This window comes from Pseudomonas sp. rhizo25, from assembly GCF_031931935.1.
GTDB lineage: Bacteria > Pseudomonadota > Gammaproteobacteria > Pseudomonadales > Pseudomonadaceae > Aquipseudomonas > Aquipseudomonas synxantha.
Genome location: NZ_JAUJXA010000002.1, coordinates 476,074 through 501,358 on the forward strand (window position 1 = coordinate 476,074; position 25,285 = coordinate 501,358).

Sequence of the window (25,285 nt, forward strand, 5' to 3'; positions counted from 1 at the left end):
CCTCTGGTATTCTCGTCGCCATGAAAAAAACTCTCCCTTTAAGCCTGATCGCAGCCCTCGGTGAAAACCGCGTGATCGGCGTCGACAACAGCATGCCCTGGCATTTGCCGGGGGATTTCAAATATTTCAAGGCCACCACGCTCGGCAAGCCGATCATCATGGGGCGCAAGACCTGGGACTCCCTGGGCCGGCCGCTGCCGGGGCGCTTGAACCTGGTGGTCAGTCGTCAGACCGATCTGGCGCTTGAAGGTGCGCAAGTTTTTCCGTCACTGGAAGCGGCGGTAGAACGGGCTGAGGAATGGGCCAAGGCGCAGGGCGCGGACGAGCTGATGCTGATCGGCGGCGCGCAGCTTTACGCGCAGGGGCTGGAACAGGCCGATCGCCTGTATCTGACGCGGGTGGCGTTGAGCCCGGAAGGGGATGCGTGGTTTCCAGAGTTTGATATGAACCAGTGGAAGCTGGTGTCGAATGTCGAGAATCCGGCTGAAGGCGATAAGCCGGCGTACAACTTTGAGGTGTGGGAGCGCAACTAGTGTAGGAGCGAGCTTGCTCGCGAAGATCGTCAACGATGACGCGGGCATTCTGAATGAACGCGGCGCCCTCAGGTTCTTCGCGAGCAAGCTCGCTCCTACAGGTTATAAGCCTTTATGCCTGCGCCAGTTCGGCATGTTCATCGGCATTCAACAGCTTTTTATCCGTCTGCCCCATGATCTGGCTGGTAATCGCCCCCGCCGTCATCGAGCCATTGACGTTCAACGCCGTACGGCCCATGTCGATCAACGGCTCCACGGAAATCAGCAGCGCCACCAGTGACACCGGCAAGCCCATGGCCGGCAGTACGATCAGCGCGGCAAAGGTCGCACCACCGCCCACACCGGCGACGCCCGCCGAACTCAAGGTCACAATCGCTACCAGGGTCGCGATCCACAGCGGGTCCAGGGGGTTGATGCCCACGGTCGGCGCGACCATCACCGCCAACATCGCCGGGTAAAGACCGGCGCAACCGTTCTGGCCGATGGTCGCGCCAAACGAGGCGGCGAAACCGGCGATGGATTGCGGGATACCCAGGCGACGGGTTTGTGCCTCGATGCTCAGCGGAATGCTCGCTGCGCTGGAGCGGCTGGTAAAGGCAAAGGTCAGCACCGGCCAGACCTTGCGGAAGAAGCGCAGCGGGTTGATCCCGGCCAACGACAGCAGCAAGCCGTGCACCACGAACATCAGCCCCAGGGCCAGGTACGACACCACCACGAAACTGCCGAGCTTGATGATGTCTTGCAGGTTGGAACCGGCGACCACCTTGGTCATCAGCGCCAATACACCGTACGGGGTCAGCTTCATCACCAGGCGCACCAGGCGCATCACCCAGGCTTGCAGAGTGTCGATGGCATTGATGACCTTCTGGCCTTTTTCCACGTCATCCTTGAGCAACTGCAGCGCAGCAACCCCCAGGAAAGCGGCGAAAATTACCACGCTGATGATCGATGTCGGCTTGGCCCGGGCCAGGTCGGCGAACGGGTTGGCCGGCACGAATGACAGCAGCAATTGCGGGATATTCAGGTCGGCAACCTTGCCGGCGTAATCACTCTGGATCACTTGCAGGCGCGCCATTTCCTGAGTGCCGGCCACCAAACCTTCGGCAGTGAGACCGAACAGATTGGTCAGACCGATGCCGATCAACGCCGCGATGGCGGTAGTGAACAGCAGCGTGCCGATGGTCAGGAAGCTGATCTTACCCAGGGACGAAGCGTTATGCAGACGCGCCACGGCACTGAGGATCGAGGCGAACACCAGTGGGATCACGATCATTTGCAGCAGTTGCACATAGCCGTTGCCGACCAGGTCAAACCAGCCGATGGAGGCTTTGAGCACCGGGTTGCCGTCGCCGTAGATCGTGTGCAAGGCCGCACCGAACAGCACGCCAAGAACCAGGGCAAACAGAACCTTCTTGGCCAGGCTCCAGTTAGTCCGACGGGTTTGTGCCAGGCCCAGCAAAAGGGCCGCGAACACCAATAAATTGAGAATCAGGGGCAGATTCATTGAAGCTCCGTTGAGAGGGCAGCCAATCGCGTGAGCCTGCGATTGCGAACCGGGAAGCCTAACAGCTTGAAATATAATGATTTAATACCGATATGGAATGGTGACTGTCGTTTTTGGAATAAGGCGCTGGCGCGCATGCGTATGGCCTTGGCGTGATCAAGACGCAAGCGGTCGCGCCCGGGCGATAACTGTCATACGGATTTGTTAGCGTCGATGTCTTTCACTCAGGGAGACAACGCCTATGAAGCTTGCGCCGAAACTACTGGTATCCGCCGCTTTCCTCCTCGGGCTCGCCAGCCAGGCGTTCGCCGCCACCGAGTTGAAACACTGGCCGGTGCCGGCTGCCAAGCAGTTGAACGAAATGATCGCCGCCAACGCCAACAAGGGTAACTACGCGGTGTTCGACATGGACAACACCAGCTACCGCTACGATCTTGAGGAGTCGCTGCTGCCGTACATGGAAAACAAGGGCCTGATCACCCGCGACAGCCTCGATCCTTCGCTCAAGCTGATGCCGTTCAAGGACACCGCCGAACATAAGGAAAGCCTGTTCAGTTACTACTATCGCCTCTGCGAAGTCGACGACATGGTCTGCTACCCGTGGGTTGCCCAGGTGTTTTCCGGCTTCACCCTCAAGGAGCTCAAGGTCCAGGTCGATGAGCTGATGGCATCCGGCAAGCCGGTGCCGGTCAGTTACTTCGAAGGCGACGCGGTGAAGCAGTCCGAAGTGCAGCCGCCGAAAGTCTTCACCGGCCAGGCCGAGCTATACAACAAACTGATGGAAAACGGCATCGAGGTGTACGTGATGACCGCCGCTTCCGAGGAGCTGGTGCGCATGGTCGCCGCCGATCCGAAGTACGGCTACAACGTCAAGCCCGAGAATGTCATCGGCGTGAGCACCCTGCTCAAGGATCGCAAGACCGGCGAGCTGACCACCGCACGCAAGCAGATCGCCGCCGGCAAGTATGACCAGAACGCCAACCTCGGCCTGGAACTGACCCCCTACCTGTGGACCCCGGCAACCTGGATGGCCGGCAAGCACGCGGCGATCCTCACCTACATCGACGAATGGAAAAAACCGGTGATTGTCGGCGGTGATACACCCACCAGCGATGGCTATATGCTGTTCCACGATGTGGACGTGGCCAAGGGAGGCATCCATTTATGGATCAACCGCAAGGACAAATATATGACCCAGCTTAACGGCATGATCGCCAAGCACGCGGCGGCGCAAGCCAAAGAAGGACTGCCAGTGACGGCGGACAAGAACTGGGTGATCGTCAAGCCGGAGGAGATTCAGTAGGACCGCGTCGCCTGCCATCGGGGGCAAGCCCCCTCCCACATTCGACCGAGTTTCAACCTGAGAATACGGTCAAATGTGGGAGCGGGCTTGCTCGCGAAGGCAGCCTCAAGTACACAGCAGTATCTATGCAAAAATAGATATCAATTGCGAACCAATCTCATCCTCTGCTAGCGTGCACACCTCCTGAACCCCATGTTCTTCTCAAGGTAGTGCCGTGCTCTCCTGGAATTCGCAGATCGCGCGCCTGTTCGCGGAGCAGAAGAAAGCCCTCGAAGCCTTCGTCACTCGCCGCACCGGCAGTGCCCAAGTGGCTGCCGATCTGACCCAAGAGTCGTTCCTGCGCCTGGCTCGCATGGACTGTGGCGATAAAATCGACAATCTCCCGGCGTTCCTCTTCACCATCGCCAGCAACCTGGTGCGCGATCACCAGCGCCAGGCCATTCGCCGCGAACGCCTGGATGCCGGCGAGCCCAGCGAAGAATTGCCGTGCAGCAACCCGGGTATCGATGAGCAATTGGCTGCCTATCAACAGCAACAGTTGATGCAGGACGCGATTTTGGCGTTGCCTGAAGCGACTCGACAGATCTTCCTGCTCTATCATGTCGACGAACTCTCCTATCGCGAGATCGGCGAACGCCTGTCGATCAGCCCGCGCAGTGTGGAATACCAATTGCGTCGCGCCTTGATTGAATGCCGTGGCTTTATCAAAAAGCGGCTTGCCTGCGATGAACAAGGACGTCGGTCATGACCGCTACCCCCACAGCCGACGAACTGTTCGACGAAGCATCCGCCTGGTATTTCCGCCTGCAGGCCGAGGATGTCACACCTGGCGAACTGCAGGCTTTTGCCCTCTGGCTGGAGCAGGGCGATGCCCAGGATGCCGCCTGGCAGGAAGTGCAGGCGATGCTCGGTGGTTTGCATGAACCGGCGCGGGTGGTTCGCCGCGCCGAACAGGCCGCCTGGCGCAAGCCCGCACGGCGCTGGGCCTGCGCCGCGGCCTTGCTGCTGGCGGTAGGCCTGACTGTGCAAAACACACCTTGGCTTGACCGTATGCGTGCGGACTATGCCACCGGCACCGGCGAGTCACGCAGCATCGAACTGGCCGATGGCTCCCGCCTGCAGCTCAATACCGACAGTGCCATACAGGTGCGTATGAATGCGGGCGAGCGCCAGGTGCGCTTGTTGCGTGGCGAAGGTTTCTTCGAGGTGGCCAAGGATCCGGCGCGACCGTTTGTAGTGCAGTCCGGCGACGGCTGGGTGAAGGTGGTCGGCACCCGGTTCAGTGTGGCGCGACGCGATGCGCAAACCCTCGTGCAGGTGGCGCAGGGCAAGGTGCAGGTCAGTTCCGGCAGTGGCGCACCGGTGTATCTGGAGCCGGGAAGGGCGGTGGAGTACCAGGACCAACGCCTGGCTGAAGTCCATGGCTTCGACGCGGCAAGCGGGTTTGCCTGGCGCCAGCGGCAACTGGTGTTTCGCCAGCAACCGCTGTCGGACGTGGTCAGCGAGCTGAACCGTTATTGGCCGGGCAAGACCCTGATACTGGGCGACGCATTGCGCAATCGCGTGGTCTCCGGCGTGTTTGAAATCGATAAACCCGACGCGGTGATCAAGGCGCTGGAATACACCCTCAACCTGCGTGCCGAGCATTACACCCCGTATTTGCTGGTGCTTCGCGAGGGCAAGGCGTCGTAGTCGCAACTTTTTGAAAATACTTTCAGGGTTTCCCGGTGAGCATTCGTCCTTGATCACTGAGGCGTAAATAGTAAGCACTCTCAAGTAGTGCCGCGCCGATCACAGACTTTTTGCACCGGGGAGCTCCATCCATGGCACACCGTTTCGCCGCATCGCCCTTGCTCGCGCTGGTCATTTGCTTGACCGGCACTGCGTCGCTATCCCTGCAAGCTGCCGAGGTCACCCAGGCCCAGGCTTACCGTTTCGATATTCCCGGGCAAGGCCTCGATGGCGCGCTGGCGGCATTTTCAGCGGTGACGCGCGTGCAGGTGCTGGTGTCCGGTGAGTTGACCCAAGGGGTGGTGTCGCCCGGTGTGAGTGGCCATCTCGGCCAGCGCGAAGCCTTGGCGCAATTGCTTGGCGGTACGGGCTTGAGTGCGGCGTTTATCAACGCCGACACCGTGACCCTAGAGAAGCGCGCAGCCACCGGCGGCGCTATCGAAGTCGGCGCCACTACCATCAGCGCTGAACGACTGGGCGCCACGACCGAAGGCAGTGGCTCCTACACCACCAGTGCGGTGACCCTGGGCAAGGGTGAGCAGAAGCTCAAGGACATCCCGCAATCGGTCAGCGTCATGACCCGTAAACAGATGGATGACCAGAACACCACCAAGCTTTCCGAGGTGGTCAAGCGTACCCCGGGTCTGACGGCGACCAAATCCCCCGGGCCGGGTATGTTCATCTTCTCCCGTGGTTTCGAAATCGGCACCCTGCAATACGATGGCGTGGGCATCCCGCGTAACACCTATGCGTTGGGCAGCTACCTCACTGAAAACATGGCCATCTATGACCGTGTAGAAACCCTGCGCGGCCCGGCCGCCTTGTTGCAGGGCGCCAACAGCCCGGGCGGCACCATGAACCTGGTGCGCAAGCGTGGCCAGCAGGACCCGACCGTGACGATCACCGCAAAAGCCGGCTCCTGGGACCACTACGGCACCCAGGTCGATGCTGGTGGCCCGCTTAATGACGAAGGCACTCTGCGCGGCCGGTTTGTGGCGGATTACGACACGACGGACTCGTTCGTTGACTATGCCGGTGGCTGGAATCAGACGGTGTATGCCGCCGTGGACTACGACTTCACGCCAGACACCACGGTCGGTGTGGGGGTCAGCAACCAGAAAGGCCACTCGCGCCCCAACTTCATGTCACTGCCCCGTTACGCCAATGGCAGCGATATCGGCCTGCCGCGCTCGACTTTTGTCGGCGCCAGCTGGAACCGCAACGTCAATAACCAGACCCAGGTGTTCGCCGATATCGAGCATCGCTTCAACGATGACTGGAAGGTGAAAGCCGCCCTCGTGGCCATGGATGAACACAACGATGCGACCTACCAGGCGACCTGGGATGAGATTCCCAACCCCGGCACCGCCGGCAATGTGCGTTATGTGGATTGGGTCACCGACTTCAATACCAAGAGCCGCGGCGTAGATGTGTATGTGAACGGCAAGTTTGAAGGTTTGGGCTTGCAACAGGAGATGGTACTGGGCGCCAACTATTCCAAACTCACCACCAACGACCAGTGGGCGCGAGCAGCGACGGCCGGCGCGGACATTTTCAACATTGATCACAACCGTCCACAGCGCGATAAAAACCAGCTGTTCCAGGCGGGCAATGCTACGAAAAGTTGGTATGACATTCGGCAGAAAGGGGTTTATGGCACTTGGCGCGTTAAGGTTGTGGACCCACTGACCTTGATTGTCGGTGCACGTACCAGTTGGTATGACTATGGCTACACCGACGAGAGCGGTTCCCGGGGTGTGTATGGCGACCCAACCCGCAGCACCACGCAGAGCAATGGTCACGTTACCCCGTATGCTGGCCTGGTCTACGCCCTCAATGACCAATGGTCGGCCTACGCCAGCTACGCGGACGCGTTCGAACCGCAGACCAACCTGACCACTTCTTTGACCGTGCTCAAGCCCATCGAAGGCCAGAACTACGAACTGGGCCTGAAGGGTGAACTGGCGGACGGTCGTCTGAATACTTCGTTCGCCATCTTCCGTTATGACCAGGAAAACCGTGCGGCTCAAGACCTGCAAGGCGGCAAAGTCTGCGGCGGCTGGTACTGCTCGCTCGCCTCGGGCAAGGTTCGCAGCCAAGGCTTCGAAGCCACTTTGAGCGGCGAAGTGCTGCCGGGTTTGCAACTGGTCTCCAGCTACACCTACAACACCACCAAATTCCTCAAAGACGACACTTACGAAGGCAAGATCTTCAGCACCTGGACACCCAAGCACCTGCTCAAGGTCTGGGGTGACTACCAGTTGCCGGGCGATTGGCAGCAGTTCAGTGTCGGTGCCGGCGTAACCGCACAAAGCAGCATCGAAGCCTACGACCGCAACTTCAGCGTACCCGGCAATGCACTGTGGGATTCGCGGGTGGCCTACAAGATCAACCAGGAATTCACCGTGGCGGCGAACTTGAACAATATGTTCGATAAGAAGTACTACATCCCTGCGTATAACGCGACGTGGGGCAGCAACTACTATGGCGACCCGCGTAATGTGATGTTCAGCATGACCTACACCCCACAGTTCTAAAGCCTGATGCATTACTTCTGTAGGAGCGAGCTTGCTCGCGAAAAACGTCAACGATAACGCGTGTTTCCTGAATAAACGCGGTGCCTTTGAGTTTTTCGCGAGCAAGCTCGCTCCTACACTGGCATTAGCTTAAGCCCCCTCCCACATTTTGATCATCATTGTGCTTGGGGTTATCTCCAGGCAAAAAAATGCCCCGCACTTGGCGGGGCATTTTTTTGCGCGAGTCTTACAGTCCGTCGAGCATCGCTTTGTTACGCACAGCACCCTTGTCGGCGCTGGTGGCCAGCAGGGCGTAGGCCTTCAACGCAGTGGTGACTTTACGCGGACGCTTCTCCACCGGCTTCCAGCCTTTCTTGTCCTGCTCAACCCGGCGTGCAGCCAGTTCTTCATCGCTGATCAACAGGTTGATCGAGCGGTTCGGAATGTCGATCAGCACCTTGTCACCATCCTGCACCAGGCCAATCGCGCCCCCGGCAGCGGCTTCCGGCGAAGCGTGGCCGATGGACAGGCCCGAGGTGCCGCCGGAGAAGCGCCCGTCGGTCAGCAGCGCACAGGCTTTGCCCAGGCCCTTGGATTTCAGGTACGAGGTGGGGTAGAGCATCTCCTGCATACCCGGGCCGCCTTTCGGGCCTTCGTAGCGGATGATCACGATGTCGCCTTCCTTGACCTCGTCAGCGAGGATGCCGCGAACCGAGCTGTCCTGGCTTTCGTAGATCTTGGCGCGGCCTTCGAAGACATGGATGGACTCATCCACACCCGCGGTTTTCACCACGCAGCCATCGAGGGCGATGTTGCCGTACAGCACGGCCAAGCCGCCCTCTTGCGAGTAGGCGTGCTCGACACTGCGGATGCAGCCGTTTTCACGGTCGGTGTCCAGGCTGTCCCAACGGGTCGACTGGCTGAACGCGGTCTGGGTCGGGATGCCCGCCGGGCCGGCCTTGAAGAAGGTGTGCACGGCTTCGTCGTCGGTCTGGGTGATGTCCCATTTGGCGATGCCTTCGGCGATGGACTTGCTGTGCACGGTCGGCAGGTCGGTGTGCAGCAGGCCGCCGCGGGCCAGGGAGCCGAGGATCGAGAAGATCCCGCCGGCGCGGTGCACGTCTTCCATATGGTACTTCTGGATGTTTGGCGCGACCTTGCACAGTTGCGGCACGTGACGGGACAGGCGGTCGATGTCGCGCAGGTCGAAATCGATCTCGGCTTCCTGAGCGGCGGCCAGCAAATGCAGGATGGTGTTGGTGGAACCGCCCATGGCGATGTCCAGGGTCATGGCGTTTTCGAACGCCTTGAAGTTGGCGATATTGCGCGGCAACACCGACTCATCGTTCTCGCCGTAGTAACGCTTGCACAGCTCGACGATGGTTCGGCCGGCCTGCAGGAACAGCTGCTCGCGGTCGCTGTGGGTGGCCAGCGTGGAACCGTTGCCCGGCAAGGCCAGGCCCAGGGCTTCGACCAGGCAGTTCATCGAGTTGGCGGTGAACATGCCGGAGCACGAACCACAAGTCGGGCAGGCGCTGCGCTCGTATTCCGCGACCTTCTCGTCAGAAGCGCTGGAATCGGCGGCGATCACCATGGCGTCGACCAGGTCGAGGCCGTGGGAGGCGAGTTTGGTCTTGCCTGCTTCCATCGGCCCGCCGGAGACGAAGATTACCGGGATGTTCAGGCGCAAGGCAGCCATCAGCATGCCAGGGGTGATCTTGTCGCAATTGGAAATGCATACGATGGCGTCGGCGCAGTGGGCGTTGACCATGTACTCCACGGAGTCGGCGATGATCTCGCGGCTCGGCAGCGAGTACAGCATGCCGTCATGGCCCATGGCGATGCCGTCATCCACGGCGATGGTGTTGAATTCTTTCGCTACACCGCCAGCGCGTTCGATTTCACGGGCGACCAACTGGCCCAGGTCCTTGAGGTGGACGTGACCGGGTACGAACTGGGTGAAGGAGTTGGCAATCGCGATAATCGGCTTCTTGAAGTCGTCATCTTTCATCCCCGTGGCACGCCACAGTGCGCGCGCGCCGGCCATGTTGCGGCCGTGGGTGGATGTTTTCGAGCGGTAATCAGGCATTGGAGCACTCCGGGCGGCTAATCAAGTACTAAAGGGGAGTGAGCTTCTAATTGACGACTGGAACACCCGAAAAATGGCCGTGTGTCCGGAAGTTGCCACTCGCGTCGCGGGATCGCCGCGTGCTTGGGCCTCGAGCTCATAAACCCGCCGGGGGATGACTGGCGATGAATAGGGCCGATTCTACACCGACTTCCTGTAGGTGCGTCAGCGATTGATCCTGGCATTCGTCAGCCAACCCCACAGGCTGAAAGCAATGAAGCTGACGGCAATGGTCATCAGCAAATGGGTTCCGGTTTGCGCCAGAGCGGCACTGCTGACGGCGGCCGTCAGGAACATGATGCTGTTACCTGCTGATGCCGCCGTGCCCGCGCTGCTTGAGAACAGCAACATCGCCGCAGAAATGGCGGCCGGGCGCACCAGGGTGACGGCCAGCGCGCTGACCAGCATCGGGATCAGCAGGGTTGCGGTGGTGATCACCTCAAGGCTGACGATCAGCGCCAGCGATACACCGGCGACGAGTAACAACCCGAGGCCGATATTGATCTGCCTGGACAGCGATATGTATTTTTGCAGATAGGAGGCCACCACACCGCCGAGCAGATAGGCCAGGCCGTACACCATCAGCACCAGCGCGTACTGGTACTCGGTGAGTTTCAGCGAGTCCATGAAAATCAACGGTGTCACGCTGATCAAGGCGAAGTAGCAGGCGAACACCAGCGCGGCGATCCACCAGTAGCGCAGGAAGTCGCGATTGCGCGCCACAGCCTTGAGTGTACCGATGATGGATACCGGCTCGCGGTGTGGGCCGGAGGACTTCGACGGCAGGATACAGAACGCATGGATCAACATGCCCAGCGCCATCAACGCAAAACCATAGAAGCTGCCTTGCCAGTCGAACGTAGTTTGCAGCCAGGAACCGATCAGCGGCGACAGTGCGACAAACGAGCCGCTCAAGGTCATGTAATAGAGGCGCACGCGGGCTCGGTCCTGTTCGTCGAACAGGTCTTCCACCAGTGCATGGCCCAATACGAAGAAGCCGCAGCCCATGGCCTGGACCGTGCGAAACAGTAGGAAGGTCAGGTAGTCCGACGCCATCGCGCAGCCTATTGCGCCAATGATTGACAGCGTGATGCAGCCAAGCAGCACTTCCTTGCGCCCCCATTTATCCGACAGCGGGCCTGCGACCAGTTGTGAGATCGAAAACATTAGGGTGAACAGGCTGATGGACAGCGCGATGTCTGCGCTGGGCGTGTGGAACTGGTTGGACAGCGCGGGAAATGAAGGGAGCAGGATATTGATCGGGAAAAAGCTGATCAGGGAAATGCAGGTGATAAGGATAAAGCGGGAGAGAGTGGGCCCAGACATTGTTTTTGTTTTCCGGAGTAAAACCAGAAACCGATACTAGTCTGCGAAAAATGGAATTCAATCAAAACTATTGGGAGAAACACATAACAAATGTGGGAGGGGGCTTGCTCCCGATAGCGGTGGAACAGTCAGTTTGTCTTTAGCTGACCCACAGCAATCGGGGGCAAGCCCCCTCCCACATTTTTTAACTATTGGGCAACAACCGGCACGTAATGCTCTTGATGTAGCGCGTTTCGACAATCGCCGGGTGCACCGGATGATCCGGGCCCTGGCCGCCGCGTTCGAGCATCTGGATATTGCGATCCAGGTGGCGGGCGCTGGTCAGCAGGATGTTCTGCAGATCATCTTCCGGCAGGTGCATGGAGCACGAGGCGCTGACGAGGATGCCGTCCTTGCTGAGCAGGCGCATGGCTTGCTCGTTAAGGCGGCGGTAGGCGCCTTCGCCGTTTTTCATGTCTTTCTTGCGCTTGATGAAGGCTGGCGGGTCGGCGACGATCACGTCGAAGCGTTCTTCGCTGGCTTTCAGTTCTTTCAGGGCTTCGAATACGTCGCCTTCGATGCAGGTCATCTTCTCGGCAACACCGTTCAGCGCGGCGTTGCGCTCGACGCCGTCGAGGGCGAAGGCCGACGCATCGACGCAGAACACTTCACTGGCGCCAAAGGCGGCGGCCTGCACGCCCCAGCCGCCGATGTAACTGTACAGGTCGAGCACGCGCTTGCCTTTGGCGTACGGGGCCAGGCGGGCGCGGTTCATGCGGTGGTCGTAGAACCAGCCGGTCTTTTGGCCCTGGATCACCGGGGCTTCGAATTTCACGCCGTTCTCTTCCAGCGCCACCCACTCCGGCACCAGGCCGAAAACGGTTTCGACGTAGCGGTTGAGGCCCTCGGCGTCACGTGCGGCGGAATCGTTCTTGAACAGGATGCCGCTCGGCTTGAGCACTTGGGTCAGCGCGGCGATCACGTCTTCTTTATGGGTTTCCATGGTCGCCGAGGCGATCTGTACCACCAGGATGTCGCCGAAACGGTCGACCACCAGGCCCGGCAGCAGGTCGGAATCACCGTAGACCAGACGGTAGAACGGCTTGTCGAACAGGCGATCACGCAGGGACAGCGCGACGTTGAGGCGGTGCACCAGCAGCGACTTGTCCAGCGGCAACTTGATGTCGCGCGACAGCAGGCGGGCGCAGATCAGGTTGTTGGGGCTCATGGCCACGATGCCCAGGGTCTTGCCGCCGGCCGCTTCCAGGATCGCCTGGTCGCCTGCCTGGAAGCCGTGAAGAGGTGTGGCGGCCACGTCGATTTCGTTGCTGTAGACCCACAGGTGGCCGTTGCGCAAACGACGATCAGCGTTGGCTTTGAGACGCAGGCTTGGCAGGGACATGACGTCGCTCCGGAAAAAAGAGCGGGAGTATAGCGTGTTGCGCATTATTTGGCGGCGGCACCGGACATGTGGGAGGGTTTCAGTTTGGGTTGTGGGTGTCGGTCACGTCTTCATAAGGGTTAGAATTCGCGTCTAGCCCAGAGTGTGTACTTATGTCCCAAGAGCTTTCCGCCGAGCAGATCCAACAGGTCCTGCAAGGCATCAGCGTGCCGCCCCAACCGCAGATCATGGTGGATTTGCAGATGGAGCAGTACATGCCCGACCCGGACCTGGAAGTGATCGCACGGTTGATCGCCCAGGACCCGGGCTTGTCTGGCGCGTTGCTCAAGATCGTCAACTCGTCGTATTACGGCTTGAGCAACAAGATCGCCTCGATCCAGCGTGCAGTTAACCTGCTGGGCAGCCGGTCGGTCATCAACCTGATCAATGCCTTGTCGATCAAGGGCGAGATGAGCGACGACACCATCGTCACCCTCAACCGCTTCTGGGACACCGCCCAGGATGTGGCCATGACCTGCCTCACCCTGGCCAAGCGCACCGGTTCCCAGGCCGTCGATGAAGCGTATGCATTGGGCCTGTTCCACGATTGCGGCGTGCCGCTGATGCTCAAGCGTTTCCCCAACTACATGGCAGTGCTGGAGCAGGCTTATGCCAGCGCCGGCCCCGAGCGCCGCGTGGTCGACACCGAGAACAACGCGTTCAACACCAACCATGCGGTGGTCGGCTACTACACCGCCAAGTCCTGGCGCCTGCCGGAACATGTGACCGATGCCATCGCCAATCACCACAACGCCCTGGCGATTTTCAGCGATGAGACGTCGCGCAATCCGCAGCTTAAAAACCTGCTGGCGATTTTGAAGATGGCCGAGCATATCTGTTCGTCCTGTCGCGTGCTGGGTAACCAGGCCGTGGACCATGAGTGGAACGCGATTGGCCATCTGGTGCTGGATTACGTGGGCCTGTCGGACTACGACTTCGAGAGCCTGAAGTTGTCGATCCGCGAACTGGGCGCGCACTGACCCGTTATTCAAGAGGTACACATGCCCGAGTTACCAGAAGTCGAAACCACCCGGCGCGGGATCGCCCCGCACCTGGAAGGCCAGCGTGTCAGCCGCGTGGTGGTGCGTGAGCGGCGCCTGCGCTGGCCGATCCCGGAAGACCTGGATGTGCGCCTGTCCGGGCAGCGCATCGTGCTGGTGGAACGGCGGGCCAAGTACCTGTTGATCAATGCCGAAGTGGGCACCTTGATCAGTCACTTGGGCATGTCGGGCAACCTGCGCCTGGTGGAGGTCGGCATGCCTGCGCTCAAGCATGAGCATGTCGACATCGAACTCGAATCCGGCCTGGCCTTGCGCTACACCGATCCTCGACGTTTCGGTGCAATGCTCTGGAGCCAGGACCCGCACAACCACGAACTGCTGATTCGCCTGGGGCCGGAGCCGTTGACCGAGCTGTTTGACGGCGAACGTTTGTTCCAGCTGTCGCGCGGCAAATCGATGGCGGTGAAGCCGTTCATCATGGATAACGCGGTAGTGGTGGGGGTGGGCAATATCTATGCGACGGAAGCACTGTTTGCGGCGGGTATTGACCCGCGGCGTGCCGCCGGTGGCATTTCACGCGGGCGCTATTTGAAGCTGGCGATTGAGATCAAGCGGGTGCTGGCCGCTGCTATCGAGCGGGGCGGTACTACGCTGCGGGACTTTATCGGCGGCGATGGGCAGCCGGGGTATTTCCAGCAGGAACTGTTCGTTTATGGCCGTGGCGGCGAGGCGTGCAAGGTCTGTGGGACCGAGTTGCGCAATGTGGTGCTGGGGCAGCGGGCGAGTGTGTTTTGCCCCAAGTGCCAGAGCTGATAGCTTTGTGATGGCTGAGATTGTCATCGGGGGCAAGTCGAACCGTCGCACCGCCCCGATGAGGCCCTCATAGGCACTAAAAAACTTAAGCCTTACCGGTAATCTTGCGGTACTTCTCCATCAACTGCTCTTCAGTCTCAGGGTGTGCCTCATCCAGCGGAATGCAATCCACCGGGCAAACCTGCTGGCACTGAGGTTCGTCGTAATGGCCAACGCACTGGGTGCACAGGTTAGGGTCGATCACATAGATCTCTTCGCCTTGGGAGATCGCAGCGTTCGGGCACTCGGGTTCGCAGACGTCGCAGTTGATGCAATCGTCGGTGATGATCAGGGACATGGAAACTCCTGCCAGGGCACGCGGCCAAGGCATCTGAAAACTAATGCGCGCAATTGTGCCGCATTGGCGCCCGCAGTGCGAGCAGGCGCCGCTTGAGCGGTCTTACTTCTTGAAGCGCAGGGTCAGTGCATCTGCCACCGCAGGATGGACGAACTTGGTGATATCTCCGCCCAAAGCCGCGATTTCACGGACTAACGTCGAGGAAATGAATGAATAACGTTCCGACGGCGTGAGGAACAGACTTTCCACATCCGGCGCCAGCTGGCGGTTCATGTTGGCCAGCTGGAATTCGTATTCGAAGTCCGACACCGCGCGCAGGCCACGCAGGAACACATTGGCGTTCTGCTCCTTGGCGAAATGCGCCAGCAGCGTCGAAAAGCCCACTACTTCCACATTAGGCAGGTGCTTGGTGACCTCGCGCGCCAGCTCCACGCGCTGTTCCAGGGGAAACAGCGGGTTTTTCTTGGGGCTGGCCGCGACCGCGATGATCACATGGTCGAACAGGCGAGAGGCGCGTTCGACCAGATCGCCATGGCCTTTGGTAATCGGGTCGAAGGTACCTGGGTACAACACTCGGTTCATCGCGTCGTCCTGGCGGAGTCCGTTGGGGAACCGGATGGTATCGCAGCCATCCCGGTCGGCCAAGTCGACTTATGTAGATAGAGGTCGTCAATCCCAGGCTTTTTCATGCCGTTTTCAGACGTTCGGCCAATGCTGTCGCCAGTTGCGCGGTCAATCCGTACACCGACAATTGTGGGTTGGCGCCAATGCTGGTGGGGAACAACGAGCCATCGTGAATCGACAGGTTGCGCAACTGATGATGTCGGCCAAGGCTGTCGGCCACGGCGTTTTTCGGGTCTTCGCCCATGGCACAACCGCCCATCACATGGGCGCTGCCCAGGGTTGTGCGGTGTAGTTCCAGGCTCAAGCCGTCAATCACGTTGCGTGCTTCGGCCAAGGTGTTCACGAACCTTGCATCGTGATGCAGGGGCTTGACCGATTTGGCTCCTGCGGCGAACTGGATCTCGGCCATGCTGTGGAAGGCCCGGCGCAGGCCATCCCAGGCGTAGGGCGAGACCTGATAGTCGAGCACCGGCGTGCCGTCACCCCGCAGACCCACAGTGCCGCCCAGGCTGTCGGGGTGAAAACCGTCGCGCAGCAGTGCGAGCATGGCGTGGGTGTGGGGCAGTCGATTCATGTCCAGTGCGTTCTGCGTGCCATAGCCGCCGAACAGGGTGCTGGCCAACCCTGGGTGCAAAGGCGGTGCTTCAAGCTTGTAGGACATTTTACCGGTGGTGCCGTCCTGCCATTGGAAATGGTCGGAATAGATCGACTGCGGTGCACCGTAGAACGGGTTGATCACTTCGTCGAACAACCCGGCGGAGAAATTGACCAGATGCAGGAAGGTGCGCTTGCCCAGCCGCGAATGCGGGTCGGGTGCGTCCGAGCGCATCAGCAGGGCCGGGCTGTTGATGCCTCCGCCCGACAGCACGTAGTGCCTGGCCTTCACGCTGATCTTGCGTCCGGTGGGGGCCACGCAGCGTTCGTCCATGGCCACGCACTCCAGGCTGCTGATAGTGTCGCCACTGTATTTGAGCTGCTCGGCGCGGGCCAGATACAGCAGCTCGCTGCCGTTTTCCAGGGTGGAGGGGATAGTCGTCACCAGCATCGACTGCTTGGCATTGACCGGGCAGCCCATGCCGCAATAACCCAGGTTGAAGCAGCCGCGCACATTGCGTGGGATCACATGCCAGCTGTAGCCGAGTTTTTCGCAGCCTTTGCGGATCACATCGTTGTTGGCATTCGGTGGCAACGCCCACGGCGCGATGCCCAGGCGCTGCTCCATTTTTTCGAACCAGGGTGCCATCTCGGCGCTGCTGTGGCCTTTCACCGCGTATTCGCTGGCCCAGTGGGCGAGGGTGGCGTCGGGTGTGCGAAAACTGGAGGTCCAGTTGATCAAGGTGGTGCCACCCACCGCCCGGCCTTGCAGGATAGTAATGGCGCCGTCCTTGCTCATACGCCCGATGCCTTCCTGGTAAAGGCTGGCATAGGCTTCGTCCTCCAGCAGCTTGAAGTCACTGCTGGTCTTGAGCGGGCCTTCTTCGATCAACAACACTTTGTAGCCGGCGGCGCTGAGGATTTCGGCGGTGGTGCCGCCTCCGGCACCGCTGCCGATAATGGCTACATCGGCTTCCAGGGTCAGGTCGTTGTCGAGGGCGGCGCCGTTGTGGGTTTTCCAGCCTCGGGCCAGGCCGTCGCGGAACAGATCGGGTACGGGCATCAGGTTCGTCTCTGGTTTTTATTGTGGGGGATGCGAATCAGATCTTCGGCGGGCCGGGGTAGCCGCAATGGGCCCAGGACGCGGGCCGGAAGTACCAGGCCATGATTACCAGCTTGAGCAACGAGCCCTGGCCCATGCGCAGCAGGTTCAGGTAGCTGTTCTCCCAACGGTGCAGGAAGTTGCGGATTTGCTCGCTGCTGGCGTTTTCCCAACTGCCCCAGATACCGGTCAACGGGCCGCGGGTGATACCCATGCTCAGCACGTCAAATAACTGCTGGGTGAGCTTGAACATTTCTGGCGACAAATGCTGCAGGCTGTAGTCGAGCTTTTTCAGAGTGTCGTCAATGCCAGCGACCACCGCCTCGGCGCTGGCCGCGCCTTCCAGCAGCACCGGGATCACCGCACGCAAAAACGGCAAGTCACTGGCGCGCAGCATGGCAAAGCCACTGGCCGGTGTACTGCTGGAACAGCCGCTGAGGCTGGCGCCAAGCCCGGCAGTGGCGAGAAACGCGCTGGCGCACAGGCCGATTTTCAAGACGCCGCGCCGCGACAGCGCGGGTGAGTCAGTCAGGCTGGGGTTCATTATTTTTATCGTCCCGAAGGTGGCGGTTATCAGCGGATAAACAGCTTCTGGATCAGTTTCTGGATCGATTTGCCATAGGGCGGGTAGATCAGCTTTGCTGCGTTGAGGCGTTGTTTGACCAGCACGCCCTTGGCCTTGCTGAACGTCAGGAAACCCTCATGGCCGTGGTAATGGCCCATGCCCGACGGGCCGATGCCACCGAACGGCATGTCATCCTGGGCGACGTGCAGCAAGGTGTCATTCAGGCATACGCCACCGGAGTGGGTTTCGTGGAGCACGCGCTCCTGCTCGCCCTTGTTGTAGCCGAAGTAATACAGGGCCAGTGGGCGCGGACGCTGGTTGATGTAGGCAAAGGCTTGGTCAAGGCCGCGATAAGGCACGATGGGCAAAAGCGGGCCGAAGATTTCGTCCTGCATCACGGTCATGTCGTCGCTGACATTCAATAGCAGGCTGTGGGCCATCCGTCGCGCCTGGCCTTGCTCGTACAGCGGGATCAGGGTGGCGCCCTTGTCGGTGGCGTCCTTGGCGTAGGCATTGAGCCGGGCCAGTTGTCGCTCGTTGATGATGGCGGTGTAGTCCGGGTTGTCAGCCAGGGTCGGATAGAACCCGCGAATGGCCTTGGAGTAAGCCTCGACAAACCCCTCCACGCGGTCTTCCGGAACCAACACATAGTCCGGCGCCACGCAGGTTTGCCCGGCGTTCAAGGCTTTGCCGAAGGCGATACGCTCGGCGGCGTCTTTGAGCGGTACATCGGCCGAGACAATGGCCGGCGACTTGCCGCCCAGCTCCAGGGTGACCGGCGTGAGGTGTTCGGCGGCTGCGCGCATCACGTGCTTGCCAATGCTGGTGGCGCCGGTGAACAGCAAGTGATCGAAGCGCAATTTGGAAAACGCCATGCCCACTTCGGCTTCGCCCAGTACCACGCAAACCAGGTCCTCGGGGAAGATCCTGGCGAGCAGCGTCTTGAGCAGTTCGCCGGTGGCGGGCGTGGATTCGCTGAGCTTGAGCATCACCCGGTTGCCGGCTGCCAACGCCCCGACCAGCGGACCGATGGCCAGGTACAACGGGTAGTTCCACGGCACGATGACGCCGACCACGCCCAAGGGTTGGTAAATAACCTTGGCCGAGGCGGGCTGGAAGGCAATGCCTACAGCGCGGCGGGAGGGTTTCATCCAGCCCTTGAGGTGTTTGCTGGCATAGTGAATGCCGTGCAGGCTGGGCATCAGTTCGGCGAACAGGGTTTCGTCCGCGCTGCGATGGCTGAAGTCCTGGCTGATCGCCGTGATCAGCGCCTGGCGTTCATCGCTGAGCATGTCCCGCAAGGCCTTGAGCCATTGCTGGCGTTGCGCCGCCGGTGGCATCGGGTTGGCGGCGTAGGCGCGACGTTGGGCGTCGAACAGGTCCTGGAGGTGATCCAGCGCCTGGGAATCTTGCAGGTAGGCAACGTTGGCAGACATGGCGCGGTCCCGGTTGTTATTGGTCTGCCTGGATTTTTAGAGTCATTGCTCTAAATTGTCAAATAAGATTGCAGTAACATCCGGATTTATCCTGGCCGGCATAGGCCGTAAGATGGCCCATCCCGTGTATAGAAGCTGATCCCCCATGGCACCACGAGTAAAGACCAGCGAGCGCATTGTGCAAACCAGCCTGGAGCTTTTTAACCAGCAGGGCGAGCGCAGTGTCAGCACCAACCACATTGCCGCCCACATGGAAATTTCCCCGGGTAACCTGTACTACCACTTCCCCAACAAGCAGGCGATCATCGCCGTGCTGTTTCGCGAATATGAAGCGTTGGTGGACAGTTTCCTGCGCCCGCCCCAGGGGCGCACTATGGTGGTGGAAGACAAGCGCTTTTATCTGCAGGCCGTGCTGGCGGGCATGTGGCGTTATCGTTTCCTGCACCGCGATCTTGAACATTTACTCGAAAGCGACCCGGAGCTGGCCACCGGCTACCGGCGGTTTTCCCAGCGTTGCCTGATCCAGGGTGGTGCCATCTACCAGGGGTTTGTCGACGCAGGCATTCTCAATATGGACCCGGTGCAAACCGAAGCCCTGACCCTGAACGCCTGGATAATCCTGACCTCGTGGGTGCGATTCCTGTGCACCACCAATGAGAAATCCACCCACTTGAGCGCCGAGGCGATCAAGCGCGGGGTGTATCAGGTGCTGGTACTGGAGGCTGGTTTTGTCACGCCCCAGGCCAAAGAGGCGGTGGACGCCTTGTTCAAAGAGTTTTACGTGCCGTTGAACCAGGCACTGGAAGAAGTGAAGTAGGACCTTTCCCCCTTTGTATTCACAGGAGTCCGTCATGCCGCTTGCCCAACTGATCAGCCCCCAGCAATTGGCCGAGCGCCAGAAGTCGGCCGGGCTGGTGATCCTGGATTGCCGCTTTGCCCTGGAAGACCCGGACTACGGGCTGTGCAGTTACGCCGAAGGGCATATCGAGGGGGCTCAATACGCCGACCTGGAGCGCCACCTCAGCGGCCCGGTAACCAAGGGCGTGACGGGTCGTCATCCTTTGCCAGCAGCAGACACGTTCGCCAAGCAGCTACGGGCCTGGGGCATCAGTGCCGACACCGATGTGGTGCTATATGACGATGGCCCAGGCGCCTATGCCGCCCGTGCCTGGTGGCTGCTGGCCTGGCTGGGCAAGCGGGAGGGCGTGTTTATTCTCGACGGTGGCCTCAAGGCCTGGCATGTCGCTGGTTTCCCCTTGAGCCTGGATGCACCAGTGATCGAACCGGGCACCTTTGCCGGAGCGCCGGATCACCGGTTGGTGCTGGATGCCGAACACTTGCACAAACGCCTGGGCCGACCTGGCTTGACCCTGATCGATGCCCGCGCCCAGCCGCGCTTTCGTGGAGAGGTTGAGCCCATCGATCCGATTGCCGGGCACATCCCAGGCGCGCAGTGCGCAGCGTTTACTGAAAACCTGGGCGGTGACGGGCGCTTTCTGCCGGCCGAGCAGCTCAAGCAGCGCTTTGCTGCGCAGTTAAAGGGGCGTCCGCCGGAGGAGTTGGTGGCGTACTGCGGTTCGGGGGTGACGGCGTGCCATAACCTGTTTGCGCTGGCGTTGGCGGGATATCCGTTGGGCAAGTTGTATGCGGGGTCGTGGAGTGAGTGGATTACGGAGCCGGCGCGGGAAATTGCAACAGGCGACTGAGCAATCGCCCCTGTAAACCCAATCAAAATGTGGGAGGGGGCTTGCTCCCGATAGCGGTGTAACAGTCAGCTTATCTTTAGCTGACCCACTGCAATCGGGAGCAAGCCCCCTCCCACATTTTTATCCATGTTGTGCCAGTAGCCATTGTGGGATGCGGCGTTCCAGGTAATAGCCTGGGCGTTTCAGCGAGCCCTCCACGAACCCCACGTGCCCACCCTTTGCCAGCAATTCAAACTCGGTGCACTCCGAGAGTTCACTCGCCTCGGGCAGGCTATGAGCAAACACAAAGGGATCATCGGCCGCCTGGATGATCAGCGTTGGCGTGCGGATATCGCCCAGGTAGTAGCGACTGGAAGCGCGGCGATAGTAATCCTCAGCACTCATAAAACCATGCAACGGCGCCGTCACCCGCCCGTCGAAGTCCCAGAACGTTCGCATCTTTTCCAGGGAGCCCAATGCGTTCAGGGTTTTGAGCCCTTCCTCACGGCCATCCTGCAAAAACTGGCGCTGTTTGACGCGGATATACGCCAGCATCTCGCGCATGAAATGTTTCTGATAGATCCGCGAAAACCCCAAGCCGATGCGGTCAGCACACTGGTCCAGGCGAAACGGCACCGACACCGCCGCCGCGCCTTGCAGCTGCGAAGCCATGCCGGTTTCCCCCAGGTGCTTGAGCAACACATTGCCGCCCAGTGAATACCCTACGGCATATAAGGGAGCCAGAGGCCGCTTGGTGCGCAGATGGGCAATCGCCGCCGCCAAGTCGTCGCTGGCGCCGGAGTGATAGCTGCGGGCAAGCAGGTTCGGCTCGCCGGAGCAGCCCCGCCAGTTCAATGCGACGCTGGCCCAGCCTTGGGCGGCAAGGGCTTTTTGCAGGCCGGCCACGTAAGGTGAGTTGGACGAACCGGTGAGGCCATGCAACACCAGCACCAATGGTACCTGTGCATCGTGGGGGCCGTGCCAGTCGAGGTCGAGGAAGTCGCCGTCTTCCAGCCACAGGCGTTCGCGCTGGCGCTCGATGTGGGTCGTCGGGCGCCACAGCGGCCCCCACAATGTTTGCAGGTGGGGGTTGCCGAGGCCGAAGGCGGGTTTGAACAAGTCGGAAGAGGGGGTCATGAAACTCTCGGTAGCCAGTGAGCTCGCCGTGGCAAGCTCCCTCGCCACAGGTTAAGCGGCGTTTTCGACCAACCGGTGCCACAGTGCGTAATACACCCGCCCGGATTTCTGCTCCCGGTGCAGGCGCCAGCTGCCCGGCAGGCCGAGTGTGGACGGCGCGGTCTCGCTTTCAGTGTAGACCCAGGCATCCGGTGCCAACCACTGACGTTCTTCCAGCAATGCGCACACGGTCGGCAGCAGGTTCTGGTTGAACGGCGGGTCGAGAAACACCACGTCATATTCCGTGGCCGCCTGGGTTTCCAGATAGCGCAGCGCGTCAGCCGTCTGCACCTGGCCGGTATTGCAGCGCAGCGTGCCCAGGTGCTCCTTGAGGCTGGACACTGCCACATTACTGGCATCCAGCGCCTGGCCCTGGGCGGCACCACGGGACAGCGCCTCCAGGAACAACGCGCCACTGCCGGCGAACGGATCAAGCACCTTGGCCCCGCCGATATACGGCGCGAGCCAGTTGAACAGGGTTTCACGCACGCGGTCCGGCGTCGGGCGCAGGCCGACGACGTCGGGGAAGCTCAGCTTGCGGCTGCCCCATTCACCGCCAATGATGCGCAGTTGGCCCACACCGTTATGTACGTTGTGGACAGGTTTTTTCGGGCGAGATGAACTGGCCATTAATGCTCCGGAACCCCGAGCGGCTGCTCGGCAGGTTTATCAGTGGGGGGCGGTAGTGGCTTTTGCGCAATCGTCGGGCCGGCGGTCACGATGACCATCTTGTCGGCGCTCAAGTGTTTGTTCATGGCTGCCTTGACCTGCTCTACGGTCAGGGCCTGGGATTGTTTCATGAAATCTTCCAGATAGTTCAGCGGCAGGTTGTAGAAACCCATGGCGCCCAACTGCCCGACGATATCGGCATTGCTCGCGGTGGACAGCGGGAAGCTGCCAGCCAGTTCGCGCTTGGCGTCATCCAGTTCTTTTTGCGTCGGGCCGGTCTTGAGATAGTCAGCCAGCACGTCTTCAACCAGGCGCAGGGTGCCACCGCTCATTTCGGCGCGGGTCTGCAGGTTGATCATGAACGGGCCACGCACCTGCATCGGTGAGAAACCGGAGTACACACCGTAGGTCAGGCCGCGCTTCTCACGCACTTCACTCATCAAGCGGGTGCCGAAGCCGCCGCCGCCGAGGATCTGGTTGCCCAGGGATAAAGCGGCGTAGTCCGGATCAGCGCGGTCGATCCCCAGTTGCGCGAACAGCAAGTGGGTTTGCTTGGATGGGAACTCGATGCGGCTCAGGCCGGGTTTTGGCTCGGTCGGCTGGGCAATCTTGGCCATGGCCGGGCCTTTGGGCAGCGACGCAGAGACCTTGGCCGTCATGGCCTCGGCTTCGGCGCGGGTCAGATCGCCCACCACCGCAATCACCGCATTACCGGCCGCATAGGCTTTGGCGTGAAACGCCTGCAACTGCGCCAAGGTGATCTTCGGCACGCTCTCGGAGGTGCCTTCGCTTGGGTGCGCATAAGGGTGGTCGCCGTACAGGCGCTTGAACAGCTCAATGCTCGCCAGCTTGCCGGGGTTCTGCTTCTGGTACTCGAAACCGGCGAGGATCTGATTTTTGATCCGTGCCAGGGAGTCCGCCGGGAACGTCGGCTGGCCGATCACTTGGTCAAACAGTGTCAGGGCTGCTTCGCGCTTATCGCTGTCGCTCAGGCTGCGCAGGGAGACCAGCGCCATGTCGCGGTAGGCGCCATTGCCGAAGTCGGCACCCAGGCCCTCAAAACCACTGGCGATCTGGCTGACATTCTTGCCCGGCACGCCTTCGTTGAGCATGGCATTGGTCATCAGTGCCAGGCCCGGCGTATCGCCATCCTGGCTGCTGCCGGCAGCGAACAGGATGCGCATGTCGAACATCGGCAGTTCATGGGCTTCGACGAACAGCACCTTGGCGCCTTCGGCTGTGGTCCAGGTCTGCACATCGAGCTTGCGGTTGGTCGGTGCCTTGCCGTCCAGTTCTGCCAGGGATTGCAGGGTGCTGGCCGATTGGGCCTTGTCCAGGGCTTGGCTGGCGACCGACTCGCTCGGGCGCAGGAAATACACGGCACTGGCCGCGACCAGGGTGACAGCGATCAGGCCGGGCAGGATCAGGCGGCTGCTTTTACGATTATTCATGAGCGCTCTCCTCAGGCAAAACATGGGCGACGCTCAGACGTTCGCGGGTGAAATAGGTGCGGGCAGCTTTCTGGATATCTTCCGGCGTGACGCTTTGCAGATCGGCCAACTCGCTGTCCATCAGTTTCCAGGAAAGGCCGACGGTTTCCAGGGAGCCGATGGCCGTGGCCTGGCTGGTAATGGAGTCGCGCTGGTACACCAGGCCGGCAATCACCTGAGCACGGATCCGTTCCAGTTCTTCGGCAGTCGGCGGCTTGGCTTTCAACTCATCAAGCAGGCGCCACAGGCCGGCTTCGGCTTGGGCTACGGTCTTTTTCTTCTGCTGGTTGGGTGTGGCCGACAGCATGAACAGCGTATCGCCACGGGTATAGGCGTCGTAGTTGGTGGAAGCGGCAGACACCAGCTCCTCGCCACGCTCCAGTTGTTCGGAGATACGTGCGCTGTAGCCGCCGTCCAGCAGGGCCGAGATCAGGCGCAGGGCTTGTACCGAGCGCTTGTCTTCGGCAGTGGCAAGGCCAGGGACGTTGAAGCCCAGGAATACGCTCGGCAGTTGGGTCTGCACGTGCAGGGTCAGCAGGCGCTCGCCAGGCTCGGGCAGCTCCATTGGGATCTTCGCCGGTGGCACGTCACGCTTGGGGATCGGGCCGAAGTAACGCTGGGCCAGGTTTTTCACCTCGTCCGGGGTCACGTCGCCGACCACCACCAGGGTGGCGTTGTTCGGCACATACCAGGATTGGTACCAGTGGCGCAGCTCCTCGACCTTCATGCGGTCCAGGTCAGCCATCCAGCCGATGGTCGGCGTGTGGTAGCCGCTGGCGGGGAAGGCCATGGCCTTGAAACGCTCGTAGGCCTTGGACATCGGGTTATCGTCGGTGCGCAGGCGGCGTTCTTCCTTGATGACCTCGATTTCGCGGCTGAACTCGTCGGCCGGCAGGCGCAGGCTGGCCATGCGGTCGGCTTCCAGTTCGAAGGCCACGCCCAGGCGGTCGCGGGCCAGCACCTGGTAATAGGCGGTGTAGTCATCGCTGGTGAACGCGTTTTCTTCGGCGCCCAGGTCACGCAGGATCAGCGAGGCTTCGCCTGGGCCAACCTTGGCGCTGCCCTTGAACATCATGTGTTCCAGGGCGTGGGACAAACCGGTCTGGCCCGGGGTTTCGTAGCTTGAGCCAACCTTGTACCAGACCTGGGAAACCACCACGGGCGCACGATGATCTTCGCGCACGACCACTTTAAGGCCGTTATCCAGGGTGAATTCATGGGTGGGTTGTGGGTCGGCAGCCAAGGCTGAGAGGGGCAGACAAACTGTGCTGAGCAGCAGGCCTGCGGCGCGGCGGGCTAGAGCATTCATTCGTTTTTAAACCTGTTGGGCTG

General features: G+C 60.6%; 22 protein-coding genes and 1 pseudogene. 10 read left to right on the top strand and 13 right to left on the bottom strand.

Annotated elements, in window-relative coordinates; translation table 11 throughout:
- Window positions 1–20 precede the first annotated feature (20 nt).
- Together QZR30_RS05815 and QZR30_RS05820 are read left to right on the top strand one after the other, a co-directional pair.
- On the top strand, window positions 21–533 hold the full coding sequence (locus QZR30_RS05815) for a dihydrofolate reductase (protein ID WP_046069963.1): 513 nt from the start codon (window positions 21–23) through the stop codon (window positions 531–533).
- Window positions 511–633 (top strand): annotated as a pseudogene (locus tag QZR30_RS05820) (outer membrane lipoprotein carrier protein LolA); the annotation flags it as partial. The gene QZR30_RS05815 and the pseudogene QZR30_RS05820, both read left to right, overlap by 23 nt.
- A 12-nt stretch (window positions 634–645) precedes the next feature.
- On the opposite strand, the gene QZR30_RS05825 reads toward QZR30_RS05820, so the two are convergent.
- A complete protein-coding gene (locus tag QZR30_RS05825) occupies window positions 646–2,037 on the bottom strand; it encodes an L-cystine transporter (protein WP_046069962.1) in 1,392 nt (463 codons plus the stop codon).
- Window positions 2,038–2,278: 241 nt separating this feature from the next.
- Here QZR30_RS05825 and QZR30_RS05830 point away from each other — a divergent pair, with 241 nt between their 5' ends.
- From QZR30_RS05830 to QZR30_RS05845, 4 genes are all read left to right on the top strand, one after another.
- Window positions 2,279–3,340: a hypothetical protein gene (locus QZR30_RS05830; protein ID WP_046069961.1), complete on the top strand. Its 1,062-nt coding sequence runs from the start codon at window positions 2,279–2,281 to the stop codon at window positions 3,338–3,340.
- A gap of 214 nt (window positions 3,341–3,554) precedes the next feature.
- A complete protein-coding gene (locus QZR30_RS05835) occupies window positions 3,555–4,088 on the top strand; it encodes an RNA polymerase sigma factor (RefSeq protein ID WP_005792307.1) in 534 nt (177 codons plus the stop codon).
- Window positions 4,085–5,032 (top strand): FecR family protein, encoded by a 948-nt coding sequence (locus QZR30_RS05840; RefSeq protein WP_046069960.1) that lies wholly within the window; start codon window positions 4,085–4,087, stop codon window positions 5,030–5,032. The genes QZR30_RS05835 and QZR30_RS05840 overlap by 4 nt, the downstream gene beginning before the upstream one ends.
- Before the next feature lie 131 nt (window positions 5,033–5,163).
- Window positions 5,164–7,608, top strand: a complete 2,445-nt coding sequence (locus QZR30_RS05845; RefSeq protein ID WP_311903032.1) for a TonB-dependent siderophore receptor — start codon at window positions 5,164–5,166, stop codon at window positions 7,606–7,608.
- A 226-nt stretch (window positions 7,609–7,834) separates the two neighbouring features.
- Here QZR30_RS05845 and ilvD read toward each other — a convergent pair whose 3' ends face one another.
- The 3 genes from ilvD to QZR30_RS05860 all read right to left on the bottom strand — a co-directional run bounded on the left by ilvD (window position 7,835) and on the right by QZR30_RS05860 (window position 12,422).
- Entirely contained in the window at window positions 7,835–9,676 is a 1,842-nt protein-coding gene (ilvD, locus tag QZR30_RS05850) for a dihydroxy-acid dehydratase (protein WP_046069958.1), read from the bottom strand.
- A gap of 204 nt (window positions 9,677–9,880) precedes the next feature.
- Entirely contained in the window at window positions 9,881–11,041 is a 1,161-nt protein-coding gene (locus QZR30_RS05855; protein WP_056846975.1) for an MFS transporter, read from the bottom strand.
- Window positions 11,042–11,225: 184 nt separating this feature from the next.
- Window positions 11,226–12,422: a class I SAM-dependent rRNA methyltransferase gene (locus QZR30_RS05860; protein WP_046069957.1), complete on the bottom strand. Its 1,197-nt coding sequence runs from the start codon at window positions 12,420–12,422 to the stop codon at window positions 11,226–11,228.
- 206 nt (window positions 12,423–12,628) lie between these two features.
- Between QZR30_RS05860 and QZR30_RS05865 the strand changes: the two genes are divergently transcribed.
- Both QZR30_RS05865 and mutM read left to right on the top strand, forming a co-directional pair.
- On the top strand, window positions 12,629–13,441 hold the full coding sequence (locus tag QZR30_RS05865) for an HDOD domain-containing protein (RefSeq protein WP_173664498.1): 813 nt from the start codon (window positions 12,629–12,631) through the stop codon (window positions 13,439–13,441).
- 21 nt (window positions 13,442–13,462) lie between these two features.
- Window positions 13,463–14,275 carry a bifunctional DNA-formamidopyrimidine glycosylase/DNA-(apurinic or apyrimidinic site) lyase gene (gene mutM, locus QZR30_RS05870; protein WP_056846974.1) on the top strand — a complete coding sequence of 271 codons (813 nt, stop codon included), beginning with the start codon at window positions 13,463–13,465 and terminating at the stop codon, window positions 14,273–14,275.
- A gap of 85 nt (window positions 14,276–14,360) precedes the next feature.
- Here the strand turns inward: mutM and QZR30_RS05875 are convergent, their stop codons facing one another.
- From QZR30_RS05875 to QZR30_RS05895, 5 genes are all read right to left on the bottom strand, one after another.
- The gene (locus QZR30_RS05875; RefSeq protein ID WP_003195146.1) at window positions 14,361–14,612 is read right to left on the bottom strand and encodes a YfhL family 4Fe-4S dicluster ferredoxin; all 252 of its coding nucleotides are present in this window, start codon (window positions 14,610–14,612) and stop codon (window positions 14,361–14,363) included.
- A gap of 102 nt (window positions 14,613–14,714) precedes the next feature.
- Window positions 14,715–15,194 (bottom strand): pantetheine-phosphate adenylyltransferase, encoded by a 480-nt coding sequence (gene coaD / locus QZR30_RS05880; RefSeq protein ID WP_003176711.1) that lies wholly within the window; start codon window positions 15,192–15,194, stop codon window positions 14,715–14,717.
- Window positions 15,195–15,297: 103 nt separating this feature from the next.
- Window positions 15,298–16,893, bottom strand: a complete 1,596-nt coding sequence (locus QZR30_RS05885; RefSeq protein ID WP_311903033.1) for a GMC family oxidoreductase — start codon at window positions 16,891–16,893, stop codon at window positions 15,298–15,300.
- A 37-nt stretch (window positions 16,894–16,930) separates the two neighbouring features.
- Window positions 16,931–17,476, bottom strand: coding sequence for a hypothetical protein (locus QZR30_RS05890; RefSeq protein ID WP_046069953.1), 546 nt, complete (start codon window positions 17,474–17,476; stop codon window positions 16,931–16,933).
- Between the two features lie 29 nt (window positions 17,477–17,505).
- Entirely contained in the window at window positions 17,506–18,933 is a 1,428-nt protein-coding gene (locus QZR30_RS05895; protein WP_046069952.1) for a coniferyl aldehyde dehydrogenase, read from the bottom strand.
- Between the two features lie 145 nt (window positions 18,934–19,078).
- Between QZR30_RS05895 and QZR30_RS05900 the strand changes: the two genes are divergently transcribed.
- Both QZR30_RS05900 and QZR30_RS05905 read left to right on the top strand, forming a co-directional pair.
- Entirely contained in the window at window positions 19,079–19,750 is a 672-nt protein-coding gene (locus QZR30_RS05900) for a TetR/AcrR family transcriptional regulator (protein WP_005792294.1), read from the top strand.
- A gap of 34 nt (window positions 19,751–19,784) precedes the next feature.
- Window positions 19,785–20,639 carry a sulfurtransferase gene (locus QZR30_RS05905; protein ID WP_311903034.1) on the top strand — a complete coding sequence of 285 codons (855 nt, stop codon included), beginning with the start codon at window positions 19,785–19,787 and terminating at the stop codon, window positions 20,637–20,639.
- A 120-nt stretch (window positions 20,640–20,759) separates the two neighbouring features.
- Here QZR30_RS05905 and QZR30_RS05910 read toward each other — a convergent pair whose 3' ends face one another.
- The 4 genes from QZR30_RS05910 to QZR30_RS05925 are packed head-to-tail and all read right to left on the bottom strand — an operon-like array spanning window position 20,760 to window position 25,262.
- Window positions 20,760–21,755: a hydrolase gene (locus tag QZR30_RS05910; RefSeq protein WP_046069950.1), complete on the bottom strand. Its 996-nt coding sequence runs from the start codon at window positions 21,753–21,755 to the stop codon at window positions 20,760–20,762.
- A 51-nt stretch (window positions 21,756–21,806) separates the two neighbouring features.
- On the bottom strand, window positions 21,807–22,424 hold the full coding sequence (rsmD, locus tag QZR30_RS05915; protein WP_068965679.1) for a 16S rRNA (guanine(966)-N(2))-methyltransferase RsmD: 618 nt from the start codon (window positions 22,422–22,424) through the stop codon (window positions 21,807–21,809).
- Window positions 22,424–23,914, bottom strand: a complete 1,491-nt coding sequence (locus QZR30_RS05920; RefSeq protein WP_059396646.1) for a M16 family metallopeptidase — start codon at window positions 23,912–23,914, stop codon at window positions 22,424–22,426. The genes rsmD and QZR30_RS05920 overlap by 1 nt, the downstream gene beginning before the upstream one ends.
- Window positions 23,907–25,262 carry a M16 family metallopeptidase gene (locus QZR30_RS05925; protein WP_046069947.1) on the bottom strand — a complete coding sequence of 452 codons (1,356 nt, stop codon included), beginning with the start codon at window positions 25,260–25,262 and terminating at the stop codon, window positions 23,907–23,909. Before QZR30_RS05925 ends, QZR30_RS05920 begins: the two co-directional genes overlap by 8 nt.
- Between the last annotated feature and the right edge of the window lie 23 nt (window positions 25,263–25,285).